The following is a 24517-nucleotide window of genomic DNA, read 5'->3' as shown; positions in this document are numbered from 1 at the left end:
GCCGGGCACCGCAACATCGCCGCCGGCATCCGGCACGCCTCCTACGAGCCCTTCACCCGCCCGCTCGACCTGCTGGACATCATCTGACCAGCATGAGTTACGAGATCACGGGACTTGCAACGGCCCTGGGTCGGGACCGGCTTCGACAGCCACGCAATGCGGTGGATCAGTAGCTCCCTCGACGCCTTCCTACAGCCGGTCATCCCCGCCTTCCGCGTCACCGACCCCGACGGCGCGCTCGACGAGGTCCGCGGAGTCCAGATCCTGCACGGCGAAGGAGGCTGCCTGCGCCAGCCCCTGCAAGAACTGCCCGCCACCCCGCGGAGCTCTCCTACCGTGTCGATGCCGCGCTCGACCAGACAGCCCTGCGGGCCGAGCGCATCGATCTGATCCTCGACGCCGGCTACCTGGGTGACGCCAACGAAGCCGCCACCGCCGCGGGCCTCGCCGTCGACGCACTGGCCTGGGCTGCCGCCTACCCCTGGCGCAGCGTCACCGTAGCCGGCGGCGCCTTCCCGCCCTCACTGAGTGGCCTCACTCCGCACGTGGTCACCGCGTTGCCCCGACACGAGGTCTCGTTATGGCAGCGCGTCGCGGCCCGCACGCCGAGACCCCTGCCGGACTTCGCCGACCACGGCGTGACCCATCCGCGCCTCCCTCGCCGTCGCGGCTTCGGACGCGCCGTCGCCAACCTCCGCTACACCCATGGCCCGACCTGGAAAGTCGTCCGCGCCCTCAAGGGCATGGACACCGTCGGACTCTGCCGCGACCTCGCCCCCTTCGCCGCCTGGCCCGCTGACCCAGACAGCCTGCCCTGGGGCGACCAGCAGCTCCTCGCCCGCGCCCGCGGTCGAGAACCCCGCCCCGGCGCACCCAAGAACTGGCGGGCCTGGGACACCTCCCACCACCTCGCCACGGTCGTGCAGGCCATCGCTTCCACAGGTTCGCCGACGTGACCGGACAGCCAGGATCCTCGTTCGGCCAGCACGTCGCGCCCGCACGCGCGCATCCTCCCGGAAGCCAGAGGCGTGCCGGCCCACAGCAACTCCACCTCGGCAGTGGTATCCCGCCGCCTGGGCGTTCGCGCCCCAGCGATTTCACCAAGTTCTTCCCCACCCGCGACGGGAACGCGCCGCTGCGATTCCGCGAAATCGCCTGGGGACGGACCCTGGAGTGAGGCCGCCGGGGTCGGGACCGTCGGCCTGCTCGGGGTCAGTGGTCAACGATTGCCCAAGGTAGTCGAGTTGAACGTTTCGCGGTACGTGCGTGGCGGTACCCCGACATGAGCCTTGAACAGTGTGCGAAAGTTGGCCCGCGTGCCCAGGCCACAGCGCCGTGCGACGGCTTCGACGGTCAGGTCGCTCGATTCCAGGAGCTCGCGCGCGAGGGCCAGCCTTGCTTCGAGCAGCCAACTCATGGGCGGCCGACCGGTGTCGGCGTGGAAGCGACGAATGAGCGTCCGCCGGGACATGCCTGCCTCGCGCGCCAACTGGTCGACGGTGAGCGGCTGGTGCAGGTGGCGGAGGGCCCACTCGTACACCGGCGTGGCGGCGCTCGAGGCGTCCGGGGCCACCGGCAGGTCGGCGAACTGTGCCTGTCCGCCGGTGCGGTGTGGGGCGGTGACCAGCAGTCGGGCCCGCTGGTTCGCCAGGCGGGTGCTGTGGTCGCGGCGGATGAGATGCAGGCACAGGTCGAGGCCTGCGGCGACACCGCCTGAGGTCAGCACCTGGCCTTCATCGATGTACAGCTCGTGCGGCTGCACTGTCACCTGCGGATACTGGTCGGCCAGCGCTGCGGCGTAGCGCCAGTGCGTGGTGGCCCGGCGGCCGTCGAGCAGGCCGGCGGCGGCCAGGGCGAACGCCCCCGAACAGATGGACACCATCCGGCTGCCGCGGGCCGCCGCCTTCCGGAGCGCGGCGGTGACCGCGGCGGAGGGTGGATCGGGCTCCAAATATCCGGGGACTATCACGGTGTCCGCGGCCTGAAGGGCGTCCAGCCCGTCGGCGACCGACAACTCAGGGCCGCCGTGCATCGACACCAGGCCGGGCCGTTCCGTGCACACCGTCATCGTGTACGGCCCGTCCGGCCAGCTTCCGAAGACCTGCAGCGGAATCCCGATGTCGAGAGCGAGGACGTTCTCGAGCGCCACCACGACCACGTGGTGCTTGCCGTCGGAGGTGTCCACGCCCATGGCACGATCCTATCCCTGCGAGGCACTCGTGCCACTCACTCCCTCGCCCGGCTCGCGCCTACGGTCACTTCATGAGCACGAGAGGCACGCTCATGCCGCCACTGCCGGGCGTCGTGACTGTGTACAGCCACGGCAGGGCTCCCGCACCGCATGCGCCACAGCGGCCACAGCCACCCTCGGCGAACCTCAGGACGAACGCGCACAGCTACGAAAAGGGGCAAACGCCATGAGTATCAAGCTGGACGCCGCCCAAGCCGCGATCGAAAGAGCTCGCGCCCACGCCCTGGCGATCGGCGTTCCGATGAACATCGCGGTCGTCGACGGCGGCGGACACCTGGTCGCGTTCGCCCGGATGGACGGGGCGATCCTCGGTTCGATCGAGATCGCGCTCGCCAAGGCGAAGACCTCGGTCCTGTTCAACGGCGCGAGCGAGAACCTATGGGAGTTCTGCAAGCCCGGCGGCCCCGCTCCCACGACCGAGCACACCAACGGCGGCCTGATCCCCTACGCGGGCGGCCTGCCCCTGCACGACCACAACGCCACGCTGATCGGCGCCATCGGCGTCTCGGGCGGCATGCCCGTCCAAGACGGCGAGGTCGCCCGCGTCGCGCTCGGAAAGGAAGCACGATGAAGAAGGTCCTCATCACCGGCGCCGGCACCGGCCTGGGCCGCGGCGCCGCCATCAGCCTGGCTCAGGCCGGGCACCAGGTCATCGCCACCACGGAGATCTGGTCGCAGGTGAGCGAACTGCGTAAGCACATCGAGGAACTCGGCCTGCAGGACCGCGTCACCGTCGACAAGCTCGACGTCCTGGACGCCCGCGACATCGCGGCCGTCTCCGGCTGGGACTTCGACACCTTCGTCAGCAACGCCGCGATCGGCGACTGCGGACCGCTTGCGGAGATCCCCGTCGAGCTGGTCCGGCGCACTTTCGAGACGAACGTGTTCGCGAACCTGGAACTCACCCAGCGGGTGATCCGCACCTGGGTGGACGCCGGCACGGCGGGCCGCATCGTCATCGTCAGCTCGATGGGCGGCATGCTGACGGCATTCGGCCTGGGACCGTACTGCGCGACCAAGCACGCGCTCGAAGCGATCGCAGCGACTCTGCGCGACGAACTCGCCCCGACGGGGATCACCGTGCAGACCATCAATCCGGGCGCGTACCTGACCGGCTTCAACGACCGCCTGGCCGACACGACCTTCCGCTGGCTGGACGACTCCGTCCACTTCAACCGCGCCGAGGACGTGAAGGCCCGCTTCGCGGAGATCCTCGCCGACCAGTTCGACCCGCAGGACATGATCGACAAGATGGTCGAGATCATCGGCGCGGAGCACGGCAAGTACCGCAACGTCTGGCCGCCCGCGACGGAGGAACTCATCAAGCAGGTCCAGGAGACGGCCTGGACTCGCGCCGTGTGATCCCACGACGGCTGGGGGTCCCTCACGCCGAAGCCATGCGGCGGCGCGACGGCCCCACGTGACCGTCCGCAGCCGCAGCAGCCACCTTCCGCGGCCCCATAGGCGCCGTCGCACCGCTCCGCCCGAGGCCGCTCACCACCGCACACGAAAGAGAGATGCCGTGACCACCGACGCACCGCTCCCCGTCTTCGAGCGGCTCGGCCTGCCGGACACGGGCCTGTCCCGGGACGCCTACGCCTACGCGGAGAGGGCCACACCCGACTTCGTCTTCTTCCACAGCGTCCGCAGCTACGTCTTCGCCCGCGCCCACGCCCGGCATCAGGGCCTGCGCGCAGGTGCCGACTACGACGACGAACTGCTGTTCCTCAGCTGCGTCCTGCACGACATCGGACTGAGCGAGGAAGGCAACGGCGACCAGCGATTCGAGGTCGACGGCGCCGACACCGCAGCGGCGTTCCTCCGCGAACGCGGTGTCGAGGAAGGTCGCATCGCCATCGCCTGGGACGCCATCGCGCTGCACACCTCGGACGGCATCGCCCGGCGCAAGGGCACAGAGGTGCGGCTGGCTCAGGCGGGAATCGGCACCGACATCCTCGGAATCCAGCGCGAGAGCCCTCCGGCCGGCCTCGCCGACGAGGTGCACGCCCTGCTCCCACGCATGGACCTGGCCTACGCGCTGACCGACGCCATCGTCACCCAGGCCAAGTCCAAGCCGCAGAAGGCATCTCCCATGACCTTCCCCGGAGCGCTGCTGCGCCACCATCTGCCCTACGGCGTCCAGCCCACGTGGCACGACCTGCTCGCTGTTGCGGGCTGGGGCGACCAGCCCGTCGGTGCCGTCGTCCGGCGCCGTGCGGAGACACCCGAGCAGGTGGGTGCCATGTTCACGGAGTACCTGGAGGCGGGTGACATCGAAGGTCTGGTCTCGCTCTACGAACCGCACGCCCACTTCGTCCCAACTCCGGGAAACCATCTGGCGGGTAGCGACGCCATCCGGAAGGCCCTGCAACAACTGATCGACAACGGCGCCCGCGTCAGGCTCGAACTGCGCGAAATCCGACAGGTGGACGACATCGCCCTGGTGTCGAACACCGCCACCCTTACGGGCGTCGCCCCCGAGCCGGTGATCTCGACCACCACGGAAATCCTCCGACGCCAGCCGGACGGCGGCTGGGTCCACGTCGTCGACGACCCGTTCTTCAGCTGACTGCCACGAACCGCCTTCTTCGCCTTGCATGGTGGGCACCGGCTTGACGTGCTGCGTCCAACTCAAGGCCACCGGTGGCGTGGTATGCGGAGTCGACCAGCAGCAAACGGCTCGCAAGCTGAAGATCACCAACAGCATCCGGAAGTTGGGCCAGAACCGGAACTGGTGAACAAGGCCAGGCGTGCAGGGGCGGGCGCAGCGCGCGGACCACGCAACACCACGACAGGGCGGGCCGCGGTCCGCCCTGTCCGCGGCTGGCACCGACCCGACTTCAGCGCACTGGTCCGCCGGGCAGCGCGTGTGTCCGGGCCCTCAGCGCAACGCCTTGCGAGCGGCGCGGTGGGATCCTGACAGTTTCTCGTTGCGACTGCTGGCGAGCCGGCGCACGAGTTGGTGCAAGGAGACCACACTGCTGAGCGTGGGTAGGCCCACGACCAGCATGTCGGGCAGAGTCCGGGGCACGGCCGCGATGCTCAGCCCCATGGAGAAGCAGGCGAACAGGATCACGGTGACCCAGGAATGCGTGACTCGGTGTCCGTGCGCGGCGGCGCGCAACACCGAGAGGCAGCTCGCCAACCAGGGTCCGTAGACGATGGCGGGCCATAGTTCCGACAGCTCCTGGGAGAACGGGTACGACGCCGCGTACCTGAGCGCGCCGTAGGAGAGCATCCAGCCCAGCAGGCACACGGTGGTGAACGTCACGACAGTCAGCGCCCCGAACAGCGGGCCGAGGGCCTGGAGCCACGTCCGCGAGGGCGGGCTCGCCCGGCGTCGCGCACGGGATCGACGAGGTTGTAGAACTGGGGCATCCGGGTGGCTACTCGACCTTCACTCGCGCCCTGCGCAAGCACCGAATCCGGCCAGCCTGCAAACACTGCCGCAGAATCCCCCACGAAGCCGGCGAACCAGCCTCGCAGTCCGCAGGAGCGGGAGTCCGGTTCAGCTTGATGATGTTTCCGGACCCGCCTCTGCAATGGGGCTGCGGGAGCCGCGTGTACGTGCTGACCGCCTCGCTCCCCGACTCTCCACGATGGCGGGCAGCTATGACCGAAAACCAGGAGTTCCCTCAAATGGTGGAAGCTGTCGACAAAACGCTGAGGAAGCTGGGCGGAACCAGTGCGTACTGGCGGTTCGACCAAGTGCCATCCGTATGCTGCCCCACTACCGGTAGGGCGGCACCAGAGTTCTCCCGGGTCGCCGACTACTACGGCACCTCCATCGACTGCCGTCCCTGCCAGGACGGCCAGAAGGGAGTCGTGCGTCAGGATCTGCCGTCGGTCCTGCGATTCTGGTGGCGCTCGGTGCGCGACGACGCCTGCGTCCGCACGGCGCAGGGCAGCCTGGACCACCTCGCGGAGCGGATGGACGGCCTGGACCCCTGGAGACCGGACAAGCACAGACCGGCCCCGCCCCCAGGCGCCGGGCTGCGTGAGCTGCCGACCCTGCCCTTCCCCGCCCGGCTCTGCGTCGTGCGCAGCGTGACGAGCCAGAACTTGGTCGTCTTCCGCGGCAACTCCTACGAGGTGCCGTTCGATCTCCGCGGCGCGCTCGTGGAAGTGCGCTGGCGTCTGGACGAGCCGCACCTGTCGATCGTCACGGCGGGTGGTGCTGCCATCGCCCGCTACCCCCTGGCGCCACCAGGAGCCGGACTCGTCGTGCCGTACAGGGGCACGGACGTGGTCCTGGAGCGGCCCCGCAACACGGTCCCCCGGGGTTCGGTGATCTGCGGGACAGGCTCCGCACCCCGTCCGCTGTCCCCGGCGGCCCAGGCCGAGGCCGACGCCCTACGCGGGCGCAACATCCGGGCCGCGCCCGGTCCCCAGGACTGAGGCCCGCGGGTCCGGCCCAGCCGACGGGCGACTTTGCCGAGCACGGGGTCGGACCGGACGTGTGGGAGGCGTGTCCGGAGCTGATCCCGGGAGAGAGCTGCGGGAAGGGCAACCCCGCCCGAGGGTGGGTGGCCCGGCTGCGGCAGCCGAGCCACCCACCCTCGGGGCGGTGCCGGTTAGCCGGCGAGGTAGGCGTTGACCAATTGGGCGTAGGCGGCTTGGCCGGCGGAGGTCGGGTGGAAGCTGCCCGCGCCCGGGATCTGCTGGCTCCCGCCGTCGCTGCCGCTCTCGGACCAGGCGACGAGCGCGTTGACCCAGGGTGTCCCCCCGGCCTCGCACGCCCAGTGGCCGCCGCCTGCGTCCCAGGCGGCCCGCGGATCGACGAAGCCGATGTTCACGCCCGTGCTCGCGACCTGCTGGACCACGGAGGCGATGGTGTTGTCGAGGTCGTCTCCCAGCTGGTTCATCCAGGTCTCCTGGCCGGTGGAAAGGCCGGCGCACCCGTCCAGCGGGGTGGGGGCGAACAGGTGCGGGTAGCCGACGACGACAATCTGCGCGTTCGGTGCCTGATGGTGGATCTCGCCGTAGACGGTCGCGAGGTGGGACGGGAGCAGCGTGTTGATCACATAGGGCTCGTACTGCACGAGCGGCGATGGATCGAGGGAGTTGCCGACCTTGAGGTAGTAGTCGGGGGCCGTGCAGTCGGACAGGCTCTGGATGCATCCTTGCAGGACCTTCGCGAAGCGGGCGTCGTCGCCCCCGACGGAGAGGGTCACCAAGGTGGTGTCGTCGTTGAGGTAGCCGTCGTCCAGCTCCTGGTGCTCGCCGTAGCCGAAGTGCGCGCCTCCCCACACGGTGTTGCCCGACTGGTCGGCGGTGGTGGGCTTGCTGTCGACGGAGAGGCTGGTCATGTCGACGGTGGTGTCACCGCTGCAGGCGAGGAAGGCGAAGGAGACGTTGTTGGAGACCGCTCCCGCCTGCTGGGCCAGTGGCGTGCTCTGGCCCGGCAGGGTGACCATCCGCGGGTAGGCGCCGGCGACGGAGCGGTGGCAGGCGTCCTTGGTCGGGCCGCCGCCGTAGAAGTCGCTGTTGGCGTCGAAGGCGTCCTGGCCCTCACCGGCGGAGTAGGAGTCCCCCAGCGCCACGTAGGAGGCGGTGGGCTTGGTGGTGGGGCTGAAGGCGACCGCGTCCCAGGCGATGTCGGCTCCGTTGGCGTCGGCGGTGGCGTTGGACAGCGAGACGCTGGGCTGGCCGGAGAGGTTGAAGGCGCCCAGGTCGACCCAGGTGTTCTTCTCCCAGGCCGTGTTGACGATCCGGTGCTGGCTCGGGCCGTTGCCGGGGTTGATCTGGTAGTCGGCCTGCTTCGTCAGGTCGCCGCTGTCCGGGATGTGCACCCTGATCCGGTACCAGCCGGTGAGGGCCGGGGGTGTCCAGGTGCCGGTGACGGTGTGGGCGGTGTCGGTCGCGGCGACGGTGTGGGTGAACCAGATGTGGCCGCCGAAGCCCAGGCCGAGCTGGTGGAAGTCGATCTTTCCGGGGTAGTCGATGGGCTGGGAGCAGGTCGTGCACTGGGGCGCGTCGGTGAACTTCAGGCCGAAGGAGCCGGCGTCGGTCCAGGTCTGGTTGCAGCTGGCCACGCTGGCGGTGGTGACGTCGTCCACGACGACGGAGCCGGCCGGTGGGGCGTTGCCGAGGGAGTCCGACGCGCTGGAGCCTCCCGCCGTGCCCAGTGCGCGGCAGTCGGCGGGGTAGATGTCGGTGCCGCCGGGTTTGGCGCTGCTCGGGGTGTAGGTGAGGTTGCCGGTTCCGCAGTTGGTGGCGCAGTTGCCCCAGCTGACCGGCCAGTGCCACCAGCAGTGCAGCCCTGCTGCGTTGCACAGGCCCGCGGTGCCGGCCGCGCCGGTGGAGTCGGCGGCGCCGTTGGGTGTGCAGGAGTCCGCGCTGGTGCAGAACGTCATGGTGGGCGGGACCATCGGTTGTGACAGGCCGTTGGCTGCTGCGTAGGCCGGGCCCCACTGGCCGCTGGCGTAGTTGAAGCGGGCGACCGGGGAGTAGGCCCAGCCGATGACGAGTTCGGGGTAGGTCCAGTGGTTGGGGACCTTGGTCTTGGCGGGGTCGTTGCTGAAGACGCCGCGGTCGGCCGGATAGCTGGGGTTGGCGGGGTTGTTGGCCCATCCAAGGCCCCAGTTCCCGGCGCCGTCGGTGCAGGAGGGGCCGGGCGTGCAGCCGGTGGTGTTGCCGTAGGCGGCGGAGGTGGGCTGGACGCCGGAGTTGTAGGCCCACACCGCGAGCCACCAGTTCTCTATCCTGCTCGGGTCGCCGTCGTTGACGACGATGCCGGCGGCTTTGAGCTGGTTCCACTTGTCGATCAGCATGTTCATCGTGGCCGCGATGTTGGAGGCGTAGTCGGTGGCGACGGCCTGCTGCTGTTGTGCCGTGGTGTAGGCGGGGTTGCCGTCGGCCACGCGGGTGCCGGCGGGGGTGCTCATGGCCATTCCGGTGGTGATCTGGCCGATGCCGTAGCCGCAGTCGACGGTGCTCCAGTCGCCGCCGTTGCCGTAGAAGCCGCCCTGGTTGACGTTGCCGGTGACGGCGTCGACCGCGTGCGGGCTGGCCTGGAGGGTGTTGGACTCCTGCGCGAGCACGCCGAGCAGCACCTGGGCCGGCACCGAGCCGCCGCCGCTGATCTGCTGCGGCGGGAACATGCCCTGGGGCGTCCAGGACACCGTCAGACCCGAGCCCTCCCAGTTGGCGCCGCGGGCCGGGGTGAGCTGGCCCTGCACGGCGAGGTCCGCGGCCCACTCGACCTGCTGGGCGGTGGCCTGGTAGGTCTGGATGGAGGGGTCGTTGCGGGCGACCGCGCACCCGCGGTCGGGGTCCCAGGGGACGGTGGACGGGTCCGGCGTGTCCTTCGGTCCCGCGGACGCCGGTCCCCCGGAGGCAGGTGCCCCGGACGCAGCGGGTCGGCCCGTCGTGTGCTGTCCGGAGGTGTGCCGCGGGGTGGCGGCTGCGGTGAACTGCCGTAGAGCGGGCGAGGGCGCCCGGCCGGGAAGTGCGTCCGGCACGGCGGGGTCGACGGTGAAGGAGACCTGCTTGCGGGTCGTGGTCACGGTGGCGTCGATGGTGATCCGGTCGTGCAGGTCGGCGGCGACGTGCTGCGACGCGCTTCCCCTCGCCAGGGGCGCCCTGCCTGTGGTGCCGTTACCGGTGGTCCGGTTGCTGGAACTGGTGACGGCCAGGGCTCCGGTGGTGGAGACCTCCGAGTCGGAGGGCGCGTCGAGCTGCTTCCAGCCGGCGGGCATCGCGGACCTGGCGGCGACGCCGCGGCTGTCGGCGCCGATCAGGTCGACCTGGTCGCCGCTGCGGGTCAGTTGGACCGCGTCCAGGTCGCCGGTGCCCACAAGCGTCGAGCGGCCTGCGGCGAGTCTGCGCACCTGCACCTTCCCGTGGGAGGACGGGACCTCGTAGGCGAGGCCGCCGCCGGCATCCGGGTGCAGCCGGAACGGGGTCCCCGACTCGCGCGTCAGCGCGTGCTCGGCGCCCTTCGCGTCCACCGACACCAGCCGGGACCCGAGCGCGGCCACGACCGCGCCCCCGTACGGGACGGGTGAGGACAGCTGCCCGGCCGCAACGCTCTGGCGCAGCACCTTGCCGGAAGCCGCGTCGATGACGCGTACCGTGCTGGTGGTACGGCCGTTCGAGGCGCCGAGCGAGGTGAGTGCGACCTGCTCGCCTTCGCCGCATCCCGGGTTGTAGTAGGCCAGGGACGCGGTGAACGGCAGCTTGCGCACCACGCCGGTCACCAGGTCCACCACGGCCACGAACGCGCCCTGGTCGAAGAGTTGCTGGTCGTTGACGAACTGGCTCGGCGCGTAGACCACGACGGCACGGCGTCCCGAGGAGGTGACGCAGGACTGTCCGATCCACTGGGCGGTGTCGAACCCTGGCTCCGACAACGTCGCTGCGGTGCGCCACTGGTAGCCGGACGAGGCTTCGGCGACCAGCACGTTCATGCCGTTCTCGTCGCCGCTTACGGTGACCGCGCGGTCCGCGGAGGACCGCCAGCCGGGAGCCAGCGTGGCCTGCGGGGCGGTGAGACGGGACACGGCCGGGGACGGGGACGCGGCGGCGGCGGGTTGCGTCACAGCAGCCGGTCCCGGGGTGGGGGCGGCGTTGGCGGTGCCGCTGAGGACCGCGGCGATCGCGGCGGCCGCCGTTGCCACGGCCACGACGCGGCTGCGGCGGCGCAGTCGGCTGCGGCCGCCTCCCGTGCCCGGTGGGCGGGATGGATACATGGACCAGGTCTCCTGAGTCTGCGGAGGTACGGGTTCTCGGTCTGCCTGCTGCGCCCGGGAGCCCCGGACCCCGAAGCCCCGGGCCGGAACCATCGGACCAGGAAGATCGGTCCAGGACCGTCCGGCCCTGGACCGTCCGGCCCGGGAGGATCGGTGCGGGAGCGTCCTGCCCGCGGCCGCGGGTCGGTCAGTGCGGCGTCACGCCGGAGGCCGCCATCACCGCGGCCGCGTTGCGCACGGTGGCGGCGTTCTGCTGCTGGAGCGTCCGCAACTGCGCGGCGTGCCGTGCGATCGCCTGACGCTGCATCGTCGCCTCGACGGAGGACCACACGGCCACCAGGCCGGTGCTGTCCTTGCAGGCGACGTCGGCCTGGGCCACCGCGATCTCCCTGCTGCTCGCACCCGGGTCCGGGCCGGAGGGCTCAGGGAGCAGGTGCGGGTCCTCAGAGGGCCCGATGGGCGTCGCGTAGTGGTAGCCGTGGCGTTCCATGCACGCGGACCATTGACGGAAGACCCGCTGGACCTGCGGGCTGGACTGGGACTTGGTGTAGGAGTCGTCGATCTGCTCGGCCAGCACCGGCTCGGATGTGGTGCCGCCTCCCGCCGCCAGCGCACGGTCGGCCTCCGCCGCGCATCCGCCCTGCGGTACGGGCAGGCCGCGCACCTCGCGCGCGCCCTTGCCGTTGAGCACGCCGAGCTCGACGGGGCTGAGCGTCTGGTCCGCGCTCAGACGCGGGTTCTGACGGCGGCCTTGGTCCTTCATCCAGTGGTAGCCGTCGGCTGCCTGCGCGAGGTCGACCGGTCCGTAGCGGAAGGCGTTCGGCGGCATGGTGGCGCGGAAGACGGTGGGCAGGTCGGCGCTGAGCCCGAACCTGCGCAGGCAGGCGTCGGTCAGGCTGTTGCGGGCGTTCTGCACCAACGCCTGCTGTTGCGACGTCAGCTCGTAGGCGTCGACGGGCAGGGTGAAGTCCTCCGCCAGGGCCGGCGCTGCGGTCACCGCGACGGCCTGCGGCACCGGCAGACCCGCGTAGGGGCCGGTATCGGAATGCGGCGGCGCGGAGCGGCCCGCGCAGGACGTCAGGGCGGCGACGGCGACCACCAGGGCCGCCGCGTGGACGAGTTTCGGCACCACGCTGGTCTCTCATTCCGGGACGAGGACGAGGGGACCCGGGGGCCGGTCACCGGCCCCCGGGCGGGTCGGGTCAGTTCCAGCCCGGCCACCAGCCGATGGAGCCGGCGAAGCCGTGGTTGCCGAAGTTGGAGGAGGAGTGGGCGTAGGCGAGGCTCACCACGCTGCCCTGGCCCCAGGGCTGGGTGTAGAGGGACGCGAGGTAGCCCGGCTTGTCGTTCTCCGCACTGCCCGCGTTGCCCCACAGGGCGTGACCGTCGTTGGGCCACGTCAGGCCGGAAGTGTCGTGCCAGGTCCCGAAGACCTCGGCGCACTCCCCCGCGTAGCCGTTGGCCTCCCAGACGCGCAGGCCCTGCACGTCGCTGCCGCAGCCGTCGGGGATGAACTGGGCGCTGGGCGATCCGCTGGCGGCGCCGGCCGGGGCGGCGGTGAGGACGACGCCGCCGAGCACGGCGGTGGCGGCCAGGGCGATGGCAGCGATCCTGGTACGGGTTGCCGACATGATGTGGCGATCCTTTGCTCGTGGTGTCACGTGGATTGACGGACGGTCGCAACCGCTGAGTCCGGGCGGGCCAGCGCCTGCGGTGCCTGCGATGGCCTGCTGCGGTTCCGGTGGTCCGGCAGAAGGATTCTTGGCCGGACCCGAGCTGTTCACCATGGCGTTCGGATGGCGTTTGCCGCGCGCACCGCCGACCACCGACCGCCGGCCACGAGCCGAGGTCAGCGGCCTGCACGAACCCGCAGCACGGACAGGATCCCGGGACCCGGGCGCGCCACCCAGGGCCGGGGCGGCGGCTCGCGCCGAGCACGGCAAGGGGCAGGCGAACGCCGGGCGAACGCCATGGAGTTGGGTACGGTCCGCGCCCAGGACGGTCGGGTCCGGGCGGGACGCGCCGATCCAGTGGCCGGCACGGACGGGACCGTGAGGAAAGGAAGAGGGGGCGACCTTCCACCGCCGGCCAGCCGACCGCCCGGGAACGACAAGGTGCCCGGGACCGGCTGCTGTCAGCCGACCCGGGCACCACGGACCGCTTCGGTCAGCAGGCGGGAATCACCCCGGAGTGGAACGCGGCGTTGCCGTCCACGAAGGCCCCGTACACCCAGCCGCGGAAGTCGGAACTCGCGTAGCCGCCGTAGTACCACTCCTCGGTGACGTGGTACCAGACATCGCCGTGGTTCTCGATGTTCTGGCCCGTGGCCCAGCAGTCGACGTCGACGCCGTCGGCGGTCCCGTTGTGGTAGTTCTGCAGGTCGTCCGCGCCGACCTTGCCCGAGGTGCTGGACGGACCGTAGTAGACGCCCGCCTCGAACGAGGTGGACATCCAGACCCGGTGCGTGGTGGTCGCCGACGCGGTGCCGGCCGCCAGCCCGATCCCTCCGACCGTCAGCGCGGCAACGGCTGCGGCGGCGGCGCACCGGCGCTGCAGGGTGGACTTCATCTCTGCCTCCTGTGGTGGGACCTCGTCATCGCGGCTCGGGGAGCGCCTTCGCTCACCCGGGAGCGCGGCCCGGCTCCGCCGGGGCGGCGGGCGAGCAGGCGCGGGAACGGGCACGATGCGTCAGGCATCACCCCGGAGCCCTTCCCCGTCCGCTGGCCGGACGCCGTCCATCCTGTGCGGGCGCCGGCCGCCGGACCATGGCGTTCCCATGGCGTTGGTCCGGCGCTCCGCCGCGCCCTGCTCCGGGCGGCGGGTCGGCGTGCTGCGGTGCCGACTTCGACGGCGGCGCCCGCCTCTTGTCCTTGCCAGCCCGTGGGGCGCGGGCTACCGGACGAAGGTGATCGGGTACCGCGTCGGACCGCCGTCCAGCAGATGGTCGTCGCGGTCTTTCAGGAAGCGGTCGAAGAACGAGGTCACCAGGGCCCGGTCCGCCGCCACCGCGGCCTGCGACCGGACTGTCCCGACCGCCGCGGCCAAGGTCGCCGCGGGAACCCGGCCGGCCAGCTGCGGAAGGAGGGCTTCGGCGTCGGTGAAGGAGGCGTGCTCGGAGTCGTCCAGGGTGACGTCGGCCTTCCAGCCGTGCTGGTGCTGCCAGAACGACGCCCACGACGGCTCGATGTGCACGTCGCTCGCGTCCTGGCCGCTGCTGCCCATCAGTAGGAACGGGCGGTTCAGCCCGTGTCGCGCGACGTCGCTCAGATGGGTGCCGTCGGGTTTGACGGTGTACTCAAGGGTGCCGTCCATGTTCAGGCCGGCCTTGATCCGCGGATCGGCGTACATCGCGTTGGCCGCCGTGAACCCGCCGGCGGAGTGTCCGAACATGCCGATCCGGTTCAGGTCCATGCCCTTGGTCAGGCGGCGCGGCAGGCTCGCCAACCGGTCCAGCACCAGCTCGGTGTCGGCCTGGCGCGCGGCCATCAGTTTCGTGAAGAACGCCAGCGTCGTGCCGTTCTTGAACGCCTGCGCCCAGGCCGCCAGGACCGGCCCGTTGCCGACGACATGGCCGTCCGGGAACTGCGTCGCCGGGGCCTCCCCGGTGTGGTCGACGGTGACCACCACGTAGCCGTGCGACGCGAGGTCCTCGACCAGCGACACGTTCCAGTCCCGCGCGTCCCCCGCGCCCGGCGAGTACAGGACGACCGGGAAGCGGCCCGGCGCCGTCGCGGCGTCCTTCACCGAGTGCGTCCTGGTCGCGGCCCAGTCCACGAGCCCTGCGGGCAGCTGCGCGTTCCCTTCGACCGATCGACCGACCGCCGTGGCCACCGCCGCCGGGAACTGGGCCGTCGACGGCCGGCCGACGGGGTGCACCGCCGGGTAGAAGACGCTGATCATCAGCTCACGGTAGGTCTGACCGGGTACCCACGGGTCGGCGCGGTTGCGGTCGACGAGCCGGAAGGTCGACTCACCGGTGGCGTAGCGGCCGCGTGGCGCAGGGAGTGTGAGCGTCAGGCCGCTTGCGGGGTTCGGTGACACGGACGGCGCGGGTGCGGCGTGCGGGGCGGCCGCGGCCCGGACCGGGGCCGCGGTCGAGATGACGAGACCGGAGGCGACGACCCCGGCCACGGAGGCGGCGACGAGACGGGAGCTGCGCATGGGAGGTCCTTCACGTGCGGGGCTGCGGTATGCGGGCGCATCGATCGTCGCAACGCGCCTCGTGGGGAGCCATCGTGCTACCCCGTCTGTCACCCCTGGGGAGCGCCGTAACCCCGGAAGGCGGACAACCGCTGCGAGGACGCCCCCGGTGCGGATCAGCCTCGGGGCGGCGGGGCCGCCCGCTTTGCCGGACGGGTCGGGGCGCTGTCCGCTCGCCGACGCTTGCCGCCCTCCGCAGCGGCGCGTCCACTCAGGTCGCCGAGGCGTCGCAGGTCCCGGCCGCATCCGTCGGACGGCCGGTCAGCCGCCCCGCTCCTGGCGGGGCTTGGCGCCTGCGGGCCGATTCGGCTGGTCGGTCGCGAGCGCTCCCGCGGTCACCGGGAGGTTCGGGCGTGCGGCGCGCAGCCGGATCAGGGGCTGGTGCTCCGTCGTGGATTCCCGGGCCGGGCATCGCGCTCGGTGTCTCCAGCGGTTCGGTGGCGCGGTCGTGACGTCGACCGAAGCGGTCTGCCACGTGGGCCACGTGGGCGACGCGCTGGTGGTCGTCGAGGTGGTGAGCGGGAGCGGCGTCCCTTTCGTGATGGTCGGCGCGCGCCAGGACGGTCCTGGCGTACAGGCGGGCCAGCCGGTGCAGGCGGTAGCGCCCGGACGGCTGCTCGCTGACCAGGCCGGCGCGCACCAGGGAGTCGACCAACTGCTCCGCCAGCTCGGCGGTGGTGGCGGCCAGGTCGGCGGCGGCGGTTGCGTCGAAGTCCGGTCCGGCCACGAGACCGAGCAGGCGGAAGAGTCGCTGCTCCGCCGCCGGCAAGCCCGTGTACGACGACTCGAACACGGCTGTCAGATCGCGGTCGTCATCCTTGAGCCGGCCAAGCCTTTTGTGCTCGTCGCGCAGTTGCGCGGCGAGCAGCTGCACGGTCAGGGCGGGGCGGTCGCGCAGACGCGCGGCGATGATCCTGATGGCCAGCGGAAGGTGCTCGCACAGGGTGACCAGTTCGTGGGCCGCCGGGACGTCCGCGGGTGTGAACCCGCGGCCGGACACGCTACGCAGCAGGTCCACGGCGTTGCCGTTCGACAGACCGCCCAGGTCGAGCATCCTCGCTTCGTCCAGGCCGGTGAGCCGTCGGCGGCTGGTGATCAGCACCAGGCATCCCCCGGTCCCTGGGAGGAGCGGGCGGACTTGGACGGTGTTCGACGCGTTGTCCAGGACGATCAAGGTGCGCGTGTCCGCCAGACGCTCCCGGTAGAGAGCGGCACGCTCCTGCACATCGTCCGGAATCGCCTGAACGGGGACTTGAAGCCCGCGCAGCAGCGAGCCGAGAGCGTCACGCGTGGTCAGCGGCTCCGACCCGGGCGTGTTGCCGTGCAGGTCGATGAAGAGCTGGCCGTCGGGGAAACGGTCGCGCAGGCGGTGCGCGGCGTGGACAGCCAGCGCCGACTTGCCCACTCCGCCCATCCCGGCGAGCGCCGCTACCTCCGAAGGGGCCGAGGCGGCCAGCCCTTTTCGCGGGGGTTCCGCCAGACGCAGCAGCCAGGCCACCTCCTTGTCACGTCCGACGAAGAACCGCGTGTCGGCGGGCAGTTGGCAGCGTGAACCGGTCGAGGGAGTCTCGCTTTGTCGGCTGTCGAGCTCATCCTCTCGCCCCGCATCGATCAGCTGCAGCCGTTCGGCCTCGTCCAGTCCCAACGCCCGCGCCAGTTGCAGCACCGACGACGGCCGCGGTCGGCGTCGGCCTCGTTCCAGCACACTGATCGCGTGCGTGGAGACCCCCGACCTGTCGGCGAGTACCTCCTGAGTCCAGCCGAGCCTTACACGGTGGCCCCGCAGTCGTGATCCGAACCCCGCAGACACCTGTCCCCCTCCCCCGTGCCCGGTGCGAACCGCATTCCGGTGCCGTCTGGCGTCGGCACCGGACCCCCTCCGCTGCCCCCGTGGCCTCCTTCCGCGCCGGGCGCCACAACCCCTTGCAGTAAAGAGACCTGGCCGCCCGTTACGCGGTCAGTTCTTGGGACCCAAGGCCCAGACGTCGGGGTGGGCCTGGTCGACCACCTCCACCTGAAGCGTCACTCCGGGGCCGTCGTAGATCCCGTCGGGCGCCGGCTGGTCCCCGTTGGGCGACTGCGATATGTAGATCCAGTTTCCGGTGCTGACGTCCGCGATCGTGAACAGGCAGTCGCCCTTGTCGACGGTCGGGTCCACGAACATGTGGTCGTGGCCATCGATGATCTTGGTCAGCTCCAAGGCCTGGCATGCCGAGTCGGCGTTCACCGGGGTGGGTGGCACGCTGGCGTTGGCGAGGCCCGGCACGGCGAGCACCGTCACGCAGGCGCCGAGCGCCAGCGAGCCGACCCGCATCAAACCCTTGCGAGGCATTGCTGCTCCTACTTCCTCGATCTGCACGATGACGATGGGCAGCTGACACCGGCCGCATCGGCCCGGCACCAGCGCGATGCGGAGTCAGGCAGGTTGCGGACATCGCTGCAGCGCGCGCCGCTCGGAATCCCCCACGCGGCGGCACGACCACACTGCCCGGGGCGCCTGTCTGGAATGCCGATTCCGGCCCGAGTTGGCAGGATGCGGCCACGGGATGCCGTACGGCCCAGCCGCGTTCCCGGCGGCCGCAGTCCAGGAGCCGGAGGTGTGGCCGCGGCTAGTACACCAAGGGTCCCGAGGCGATCATGCCCGTGGGGTCGCCCAGCTGCACGTACAGCCAGTGAACGCCGTCAGCGTGGTAGTACTGGAAGGTCGAGGGGGCGGACCAACCGCTGTGCTCCCACGTCCCGGTGCTGGTCTTCGCCCACAGCCGCACCATGCAGCCCGCCAGGCCGATCTCCGTCCCGTAGGCCCAGTGGCCGTTGTCCCCCGGGGCCACCCAGGCGTGGCAGTTGGGCGTGTAGACGTCGCCGCCCAGTCCGTCAGCCGAGGCGCTGCCGGTGGAGAAGATCAGTCCGCCTGCGGCTATCACACCGATGAGGGCGGTCTTGATGCCGCGCCACTTGAAGACGCCTGTCGCGGGCGTTGCCTGGTTCGGGTGTGACGTGTGCTTCATGCATCTCTCCTCAGGACTGCCGGCGATGGGGGCGGGTGTCCCGCCGCAGTGGCGGGCGCCCCACGGTGACGCTATGGACGCGGGTCCGATGGCCGTCCTAGATTCGTCCTTGTCCGAGGTCAGCCAGGTATCGGCGGCCGGCCCTCAGGTACCGGGGGGAACATGAGATTCGGCGTTCTGGGGCCGTTGCACGCCCAGATCACCGGACGTGAGGTCCGGCTCGACGGGCAGCGCCAGGCCAAGATGCTCGCCGCGCTCCTGATCGACGCCAACGACATCGTCGCCACCGAGCGGCTCGTCGCCGTGATGTGGGACGCGAAGGCGCCCGCCACCGCGGTCCGCCAGGTCCAGGACGCTCTGTCCGGGCTGCGTCGCAACCTCACCGCGGGCGGAGCGCCCGGCTCGTTGATCAGCACGCGCCGGGGCGGCTACCAGATCCACCTGGCCCCGGATCAGCTCGACCTGCTGGAGTTCGACCACCGGCGGAGCCTCGCCGAAGGCCACACAGCTCCGCTCGAGACGGCTGCCGCGCTGCGGCGCGCGCTGGCCTGCTGGCGCGGCAGCGCCCTGGTCGACGTCTCGAGCCGGGTCCTGGAGTTCGATGCCGCTCGGCTGAACGAGAGCCGCGCGGCGATGCACAAGCTGTGCCTGGGCATCGAACTCGACCTGGGAGGTCATCGTGAGGTCATCGAGGAGCTGACCACCTTGCTCCGCCAGTACCCCTACGACGAGCACGTCGCCGAACACCTGATGGTGGCGCTGTACCGGTGCCGGCGACAGGGCGAGGCGCTGCAGGTGTACGAGCGGCTGCGTCGGACACTGGCGGGCGAGCTCGGCGTCGATCCGACCCCGCCGCTCCAGGCGGTGCACCAGCGCATCCTGACCGCCGATCCCGCGCTGGCGGCTCCGGTCCAGGCCAGCAGCCCCCCGGGCGCGTCACCGGGCAGTGCCGAAGCGGCGGCCACCCGACCGGCCGAGGCGCTGCCGGTACGTCAGCTCCCGCTTGATGTAGCTGACTTCGTGGGCCGGTCCGGCGCGCTGGCCGAGGTCGCCCGAATACTCGACGGGTCGACGCCGAACCGGGCCTCGGTGGCGGTCGTCGTGGGCGGTCCCGGTGTCGGCAAGTCCTGTCTGGTGACCCATGCCGCGCGGCTGGCGAGCGCGACCTTCCCCGACGGCCAGCTCTACCTCGACCTTGCCGGCACGTCGGACGAGCCGCGGGACCCCGCGCTGATGCTGGCCGAGGCGCTGGGCGCGCTCTCGATCGTCGGCAGCGCCATGCCCAGCGGCCTGGCGGAGCGGGCCGCGCTCTACCGGTCCCTGCTGGCGGACCGCCGGATGCTGGTGGTGCTGGACGACGCCGGTCACGCCGGCCAGGTGCTGCCGCTGCTGCCCGGGGCCGACGGCTGCGCCGTGCTGATCACCAGCCGCACCCTGCTGACGCAGCTTCCCGGCGCCCGGCACATCGACCTGGACGTGATGGGCCCGGCAGAGGCGCGGGAGTTGTTCACCGGCATCGTCGGCGAGCAGCGAGTCAACCGGGAACCGGCGGAAGCCGACGCGATCCTCGCATGCTGCGGCAACCTGCCGTTGGCGATCCGGATCGCCGGCGCCAAGCTCGTCGGCCGACCGGCCTGGTCGCTGCGGGTGCTGCGGGAGCGGCTGGAGGACGAGTCCCGGCGGCTGGCCGAGCTGAGGGTCGGGGACCTCAGCGTGCGGGCCAGCGTCGAACTGAGCCTGCGACTGCTGCCGGCCGACGCGGTACGCGCGCTGGGCCTGCTGGGTCTGCTCGGCGCCCACACCCTGCCCGGCTGGGTGGTCGGCGCGCTGCTGGACCGCCCGGACGCCGAGGACGTGCTGGACGCCCTCGTCGACGCCAGCCTGGTGCGGCTGACCGCCACCGACTCCGTCGGCCAGCCGCGCTACCGGCTGCACGACCTGATCAGGACCTGCGCCGTGGAGATCGCCGCCCCGCTGCCGACGACGGACAAGCGGGATGCGATCGTCCGGGTGCTGTCGACCTGGCTGGAGCTGGCCGAGCGCGGCACCGACCGCCTGCCGCCCGGACTGCTGACCGCCCCGCCCGGCTCTGCGCCGCGCCGGTCGCCGCCCGACGCCGTCGTGGACCGGCTGACGGCCGACCCGGTCGGCTGGTTCGACGCGGAACGCGACAACCTGCTCGGCACGGTGAGACTGGCCGTGGACTGGGGCTTGGACGAGTTGGCCTGGGAGCTGGCGGCCGGCGCGGTGACGTACTACGACCACCGGTGCCTGTACGAGGACTGGGAGCACGGCCACCGGCTCGCGTTGGCCGCGGCCAAGGCCGCCGGCAACCCGCACGGCGAGGCGGCGCTGCTGCGTGGCCTTGGCCAGCTGCACATCTACCGGGACGAGTTCGACGGCGCGACCCGCGCCCTGGAATCCTCCGTCGAACTGTGCCGCGACGGCAGGGACAAGCGCGGCGAGGCGCTGTCGGTGGCGATGCTGGGGACGGTGAGCCGGGTCCAGGGCCGAGACGACGAAGCCGCCGACCGTTTCGAGCAGGCGCTGGCCATGGCGGCGGGCGAGGGCGACCGGCACCTTGAGGCGCAGTTGTCGTGCTCGATGGGCGTGATGCGGCTCATGCAGGGAGAACTCGACGAGGCGCAGGCCTGGTTCGACGGGGCCCTGCGCCAGGCCGAGGCACTCGGCGACGAGCATCGGGTGGCGGTCGTGCTGAGGCGGTTCAGTCGCCTGCACGATCTGCGCGGTGATCCGGACGAGGCGCTGCGCTGCCTGCGGCAGGCCTTGGCCACGTTCGACGAACTGACCGACGAGCGGTGCGCCGCGTACACGCTGCTGGAGGTCGGCCGCGTCTACGCCGGCCGAAGCGACCGGGCCCGGGCGACTCCCGCGTTGGAGCGCGCGGCGGACCTCTTCCACCGGCACGGCGACCGACAGGACGAGGCCGCCTGCTGGCAGCTGATCAGCGACCTGGACGCCGCCGCCGGCGTCCCCGACCTGGAACACCGGCACCGCGCACGGGCGCTGCGGCTGTGGCAGACGATCGACGAGATGAACCAGACGACGGCCCCCGTGCGACCGTCATCGCCGTGACGGCCAGGGTCCGTCCTCAGAACGGATCACTGATGGGAGACCGCGCCAGCGTCAGTTCATCCTGACGGCCGTGGCCTCCGTGTTGTCCGAGACCTTGAAGGCGATGAACCCGGGCTTCGTGGAACCGTTCTCGCAGCCCCGGAACGTGCTCGTGTAGAGCGCACCGCCGACGATCTTGAGACTGAGGGCCTGCCCGGCGACGTTCCAGGCGCCACGGAAGACGTCCGATCCCGGAAGGGTGAGGCTGTGGTCACTGTTGAGCGTGACGTAGAAGTTGCTCGAATAGTAGACAGCGCCGTCGTAGTCGTCCGACTGGGTCCCGCACGGCGCCTCGCCCCCCGGGGGCCGAGGGGCCGCCTGTACAGGCGCGGGAGCCGTCGCGCCCACGGCGACGCCGGCCAAGCAGAGAGTCACCAGGAGGTGTCCGGCCTTCACGGGGATTGCCTCATTCCGCCAGAGGGGTCGACGTCGGCGACGGGCTCGGGCCCGTAGGCACCGCACGTCATGGGGTGTCGGGCGTGATGCATTCCGCACGTGGGGCCACCGGCAACAGGCCACCGGCCAAACGGCTCACCACAATGCACCCTCAGGAGGCGCGTCCTGCAGCGGTGGCGCGTCCTCCGGTGACGTTGGCGGTCCGAAGTGGGGTCTGGCAGCGATCACGGGGACCGGTGACTGAGCGTGATGGTGTGCTGCCTCAGGGGATGTCCCAGGCAGGCGTGTTCATGAATCCCACGGTGTCGGGAAGCTCGACGGTGCGGAGGGGACGGGTGAACCATGACCGCTCAATGACGACGTTCATCACCCGTTCGGCCAGCAGGAACAGCTTCGGACCCCAGAGCTCCGTTGGGTCGTCGATGTCGATCAGCCCCTGGCACCACGCAGGGTTCCACCGCGGATCACCGTCGTTCAGGGGTGTGACGGGCCCGTAGGGCTCCTCGTAGACGACAAGGCCGCCGTCGACCGCGTAGTGGACGGTATCTCCGCCGTTGATGCCGAGCTGGATGCCAAAGCAGCGTCCGCCGCGCGAGAGGTCGCGAAGGATTCCGGGAACGACACCGGTCGATCCCACCACTTCCAATGCGAAGACCACCGGCCCTGTGATGCCCACGCCCACGTATCCGCAACGCTCGGAGCGATGGGCTTGCAGCTCGTAGATCTCCTCGCTGATGAGGAGCCTGGCCGTGCTCGGGTCTCCGCCGAAGCGCTGGATCGTCTCGTCCTCGGTGATTCCTTCGATCAGCGTCAGGACCGGATAGAACCCGTCTTCCTCGTCGATCCAGTCGAAACGGCCGTCGTGGGTCTGCATGCCGCATGCATAGCAGCTCCTTGCTCACGAGAGCAGGGTCATCTTGCAGAGGAGCTCGAAGCCCGCTCGCCCGTAGAGCTTCCTCTTGATCTTCCTGATGCGGCAGACGGCTCCCTCGGCGCCTCCCGAGTTCCAGCGCAGGGTGAGTCCCCCGGTGCCGACATCGAGGTCGTTGGTGAGTCAGCGCGGTCGAAGCCGTCCTGCCCTGCTCCTGCCGGCCGAGCGGAAGCTCCAGTCGTCGCTGAATGCGTCACGACGAGTGATACCGCAACTGGCCGTACTTGGGGAATTTGAGGGCTCTGGCGCGAGTTCCGTGATTCCCGAGAAGTGGATCTCCGAAGCCAGTGATCATCACAGGTGTCTGTCGCTGATCTTCTCGTCATGCTGTTCCCGCACTGGGCCCACGTGCGGGTCGAGTCCGTCGGTGTCGTGGGCCGAACCGTCCGTGTTCGGGCCGGCGGCCGAGCGACCTCGGTGGCGTGTCCCGCCTGTGGTACGGACTCGTCTCGGGTGCACAGCCGGTACGAACGCCGACCCGCCGACGCCTCCGTGGGCAACCAGCAGACCGTGCTTCACCTGCGGATACGCAGGTTCTTCTGCGACAGTGGCGACTGTCCGCGGCGAACATTCGCCGAGCAGATCCCGGAACTGACGTTCCGATACGGACGCTGCACCATCCTCCTGCGACGGATCCGCGAGGCTGTCGCCCTCGTACTCGGGGGCCGTCCCGGCGCCCGCCTGACCGAGCTGCAGGCCGTCGGCCTGGGCCGCGACGCCATGATCCGCCTGATCCGGGCACTGCCCGACCCCGCCGTCGGGACCGTCCGGGCTCTCGGCGTCGACGACTTCGCCCTCAGGAAGGGCAACCACTACGGCACGATCCTGATCGACCTGGAGACCCGCCGCCCCGTCGACGTCCTGACCGAACGCTCCGCCGACGCCCTCGCCGACTGGCTCACCCAGCACCCCGGGGCGGAGATCATCTGCCGAGACCGCGCCTCCTGCTACGCCGAGGGCGCCAACCGGACCGCCGGTACCGCAACCCAGGTCGCTGATCGGTTCCACCTCTGGCAAAACCTCGCCGACGCCACGGAGCGCCTGGTCAAACGCCTGCGCACCGAGTGGACCCCGCCTCCGGTCGAGAAGCCGGCCGCCACCATGGCCGAGGGACAGCGGGCGCGCAACATCCGCGAACTGCACGCCGCCGTCCACGCGCTCATGGACAAAGGCGTCCGCCACAGCGCGATCGTCGCCGACCTGCGCAAAGACGGCAAGACGATCCGGAAGTACATGCGCGCGGCCACGCCCGAGGAACTGATCGGAGGCGGCCCCACAGGCGGCCGGCGCACACTCCTGGACGAGCACGCCGGCTACCTCGTCTCCCGCTTCTCCGAGGGCTGCGACAGCGCCGACCTCCTCCAAAAGGAGCTCCTCCAACGCGGAGCGAAGGTCAGCGAACGCACCGTCCGCCGCTTCGTCCACCGGCTCAAGGCCGACAACGCGCCAGGCACGAAGCCGCCCCTCCCCACCGCCCGCGAGGTCACCACCATGGTCCTCACCCACCCCGACCGGCGGGGCGAGGATGACCTCACCACGCTCAAGGACCTGCGCGACCGCTGCCCCGACCTCGACGCGGCGCACCGGCTCATCGGCCGGTTCGCCGACATGCTCGTCAACCGCACCGGTCGCGAGAAGCTCGAACCGTGGGTCGCCGACGCCGAGGCGAGCCCCCTGCCCGAACTGCGGCGATTCGCCACCGGACTCCGCAGAGACTGGGACGCCGTCATGGCCGGACTCAGCACCGAGTGGAGCTCCGGCCAAGTAGAGGGCCACGTCAACCGACTGAAACTGATCAAGCGCCAGATGTTCGGCCGGGGCAAACCCGACCTCCTGCGAAAGCGCGTACTGCTCCAACCCTGAAGATCGACTTCTCGGCAATCACGGAACTCGCGCCAGAGCC

The 24517-nt window shown here is 70.9% G+C and carries 19 protein-coding genes; 7 read left to right on the top strand and 12 right to left on the bottom strand.

The features are described from left to right. Window positions 1-281 precede the first annotated feature (281 nt). Window positions 282-956: a beta family protein gene (locus TR50_RS45010; protein ID WP_084701743.1), complete on the top strand. Its 675-nt coding sequence runs from the start codon at window positions 282-284 to the stop codon at window positions 954-956. A gap of 263 nt (window positions 957-1219) precedes the next feature. Here TR50_RS45010 and TR50_RS38905 read toward each other — a convergent pair whose 3' ends face one another. Continuing rightward, complete coding sequence (locus TR50_RS38905) at window positions 1220-2191, bottom strand: GlxA family transcriptional regulator (protein ID WP_042433983.1); 972 nt, start codon at window positions 2189-2191, stop codon at window positions 1220-1222. A 226-nt stretch (window positions 2192-2417) separates the two neighbouring features. On the opposite strand from TR50_RS38905, the gene TR50_RS38900 reads away from it, so the two are divergent. From TR50_RS38900 to TR50_RS38890, 3 genes are all read left to right on the top strand, one after another. Then, window positions 2418-2822: a GlcG/HbpS family heme-binding protein gene (locus TR50_RS38900; protein ID WP_042433981.1), complete on the top strand. Its 405-nt coding sequence runs from the start codon at window positions 2418-2420 to the stop codon at window positions 2820-2822. After that, the gene (locus TR50_RS38895; protein ID WP_042433978.1) at window positions 2819-3613 is read left to right on the top strand and encodes an SDR family oxidoreductase; all 795 of its coding nucleotides are present in this window, start codon (window positions 2819-2821) and stop codon (window positions 3611-3613) included. The genes TR50_RS38900 and TR50_RS38895 overlap by 4 nt, the downstream gene beginning before the upstream one ends. Window positions 3614-3773: 160 nt before the next feature. Further along, complete coding sequence (locus TR50_RS38890) at window positions 3774-4820, top strand: SgcJ/EcaC family oxidoreductase (protein ID WP_042433974.1); 1047 nt, start codon at window positions 3774-3776, stop codon at window positions 4818-4820. A gap of 312 nt (window positions 4821-5132) precedes the next feature. On the opposite strand, the gene TR50_RS38885 is transcribed toward TR50_RS38890, so the two are convergent. Beyond that, window positions 5133-5522, bottom strand: a complete 390-nt coding sequence (locus TR50_RS38885; RefSeq protein ID WP_052441825.1) for a DUF2637 domain-containing protein — start codon at window positions 5520-5522, stop codon at window positions 5133-5135. A gap of 554 nt (window positions 5523-6076) precedes the next feature. On the opposite strand from TR50_RS38885, the gene TR50_RS43355 reads away from it, so the two are divergent. Next, entirely contained in the window at window positions 6077-6649 is a 573-nt protein-coding gene (locus TR50_RS43355; protein WP_052441824.1) for a Mu transposase domain-containing protein, read from the top strand. A 176-nt stretch (window positions 6650-6825) separates the two neighbouring features. Here the strand turns inward: TR50_RS43355 and TR50_RS38875 are convergent, their stop codons facing one another. The 8 genes from TR50_RS38875 to TR50_RS38840 form a co-directional block, all read right to left on the bottom strand. Beyond that, on the bottom strand, window positions 6826-10944 hold the full coding sequence (locus TR50_RS38875) for a golvesin C-terminal-like domain-containing protein (RefSeq protein ID WP_052441823.1): 4119 nt from the start codon (window positions 10942-10944) through the stop codon (window positions 6826-6828). 187 nt (window positions 10945-11131) lie between these two features. Then, a complete protein-coding gene (locus TR50_RS38870; RefSeq protein ID WP_042433971.1) occupies window positions 11132-12076 on the bottom strand; it encodes a hypothetical protein in 945 nt (314 codons plus the stop codon). A gap of 70 nt (window positions 12077-12146) precedes the next feature. Beyond that, on the bottom strand, window positions 12147-12575 hold the full coding sequence (locus TR50_RS38865; RefSeq protein ID WP_042433968.1) for a hypothetical protein: 429 nt from the start codon (window positions 12573-12575) through the stop codon (window positions 12147-12149). Between the two features lie 535 nt (window positions 12576-13110). Beyond that, entirely contained in the window at window positions 13111-13512 is a 402-nt protein-coding gene (locus TR50_RS38860; protein ID WP_042433965.1) for a hypothetical protein, read from the bottom strand. Window positions 13513-13836: 324 nt separating this feature from the next. Beyond that, entirely contained in the window at window positions 13837-15105 is a 1269-nt protein-coding gene (locus TR50_RS38855) for an alpha/beta hydrolase family protein (RefSeq protein WP_042433962.1), read from the bottom strand. A gap of 250 nt (window positions 15106-15355) precedes the next feature. After that, window positions 15356-16954 (bottom strand): helix-turn-helix domain-containing protein, encoded by a 1599-nt coding sequence (locus tag TR50_RS38850; RefSeq protein ID WP_084701741.1) that lies wholly within the window; start codon window positions 16952-16954, stop codon window positions 15356-15358. A 147-nt stretch (window positions 16955-17101) separates the two neighbouring features. Beyond that, window positions 17102-17476, bottom strand: a complete 375-nt coding sequence (locus TR50_RS38845; RefSeq protein WP_152648872.1) for a hypothetical protein — start codon at window positions 17474-17476, stop codon at window positions 17102-17104. A gap of 277 nt (window positions 17477-17753) precedes the next feature. After that, the gene (locus TR50_RS38840; RefSeq protein WP_042433956.1) at window positions 17754-18152 is read right to left on the bottom strand and encodes a hypothetical protein; all 399 of its coding nucleotides are present in this window, start codon (window positions 18150-18152) and stop codon (window positions 17754-17756) included. Between the two features lie 162 nt (window positions 18153-18314). On the opposite strand from TR50_RS38840, the gene TR50_RS38835 reads away from it, so the two are divergent. Then, the gene (locus TR50_RS38835; RefSeq protein WP_063775240.1) at window positions 18315-21248 is read left to right on the top strand and encodes an AfsR/SARP family transcriptional regulator; all 2934 of its coding nucleotides are present in this window, start codon (window positions 18315-18317) and stop codon (window positions 21246-21248) included. Between the two features lie 51 nt (window positions 21249-21299). Here TR50_RS38835 and TR50_RS38830 read toward each other — a convergent pair whose 3' ends face one another. Beyond that, the gene (locus TR50_RS38830; protein ID WP_042433953.1) at window positions 21300-21683 is read right to left on the bottom strand and encodes a hypothetical protein; all 384 of its coding nucleotides are present in this window, start codon (window positions 21681-21683) and stop codon (window positions 21300-21302) included. Between the two features lie 262 nt (window positions 21684-21945). After that, window positions 21946-22557, bottom strand: coding sequence for a DUF6461 domain-containing protein (locus tag TR50_RS38825; protein ID WP_052441820.1), 612 nt, complete (start codon window positions 22555-22557; stop codon window positions 21946-21948). 381 nt (window positions 22558-22938) lie between these two features. Here TR50_RS38825 and TR50_RS38820 point away from each other — a divergent pair, with 381 nt between their 5' ends. Beyond that, window positions 22939-24477, top strand: a complete 1539-nt coding sequence (locus TR50_RS38820; protein WP_042433950.1) for an ISL3 family transposase — start codon at window positions 22939-22941, stop codon at window positions 24475-24477. Window positions 24478-24517: the final 40 nt, after the last annotated feature.

Origin of the sequence: Streptacidiphilus anmyonensis (genome assembly GCF_000787855.1) — a bacterium.
GTDB lineage: Bacteria > Actinomycetota > Actinomycetes > Streptomycetales > Streptomycetaceae > Streptacidiphilus > Streptacidiphilus anmyonensis.
The sequence above is the reverse complement of the archived record's forward strand: the minus strand, read 5'-3'. Positions and strand labels throughout refer to the sequence as shown.

Excerpts from the sequence above, each read along its gene's own strand:
- TR50_RS38845 (WP_152648872.1), bottom strand. The coding sequence starts at position 17,476 with ATGCCTCGCAAGGGTTTGATGCGGGTCGGCTCGCTGGCGCTCGGCGCC.
- TR50_RS38840 (WP_042433956.1), bottom strand. The coding sequence starts at position 18,152 with ATGAAGCACACGTCACACCCGAACCAGGCAACGCCCGCGACAGGCGTC.
- TR50_RS38875 (WP_052441823.1), bottom strand. The coding sequence starts at position 10,944 with ATGTATCCATCCCGCCCACCGGGCACGGGAGGCGGCCGCAGCCGACTG.
- TR50_RS38855 (WP_042433962.1), bottom strand. The coding sequence starts at position 15,105 with ATGCGCAGCTCCCGTCTCGTCGCCGCCTCCGTGGCCGGGGTCGTCGCC.
- TR50_RS38825 (WP_052441820.1), bottom strand. The coding sequence starts at position 22,557 with ATGCAGACCCACGACGGCCGTTTCGACTGGATCGACGAGGAAGACGGG.
- TR50_RS38820 (WP_042433950.1), top strand. The coding sequence starts at position 22,939 with ATGCTGTTCCCGCACTGGGCCCACGTGCGGGTCGAGTCCGTCGGTGTC.
- TR50_RS38835 (WP_063775240.1), top strand. The coding sequence starts at position 18,315 with ATGAGATTCGGCGTTCTGGGGCCGTTGCACGCCCAGATCACCGGACGT.
- TR50_RS38900 (WP_042433981.1), top strand. The coding sequence starts at position 2,418 with ATGAGTATCAAGCTGGACGCCGCCCAAGCCGCGATCGAAAGAGCTCGC.
- TR50_RS38895 (WP_042433978.1), top strand. The coding sequence starts at position 2,819 with ATGAAGAAGGTCCTCATCACCGGCGCCGGCACCGGCCTGGGCCGCGGC.
- TR50_RS38865 (WP_042433968.1), bottom strand. The coding sequence starts at position 12,575 with ATGTCGGCAACCCGTACCAGGATCGCTGCCATCGCCCTGGCCGCCACC.
- TR50_RS38860 (WP_042433965.1), bottom strand. The coding sequence starts at position 13,512 with ATGAAGTCCACCCTGCAGCGCCGGTGCGCCGCCGCCGCAGCCGTTGCC.
- TR50_RS38905 (WP_042433983.1), bottom strand. The coding sequence starts at position 2,191 with ATGGGCGTGGACACCTCCGACGGCAAGCACCACGTGGTCGTGGTGGCG.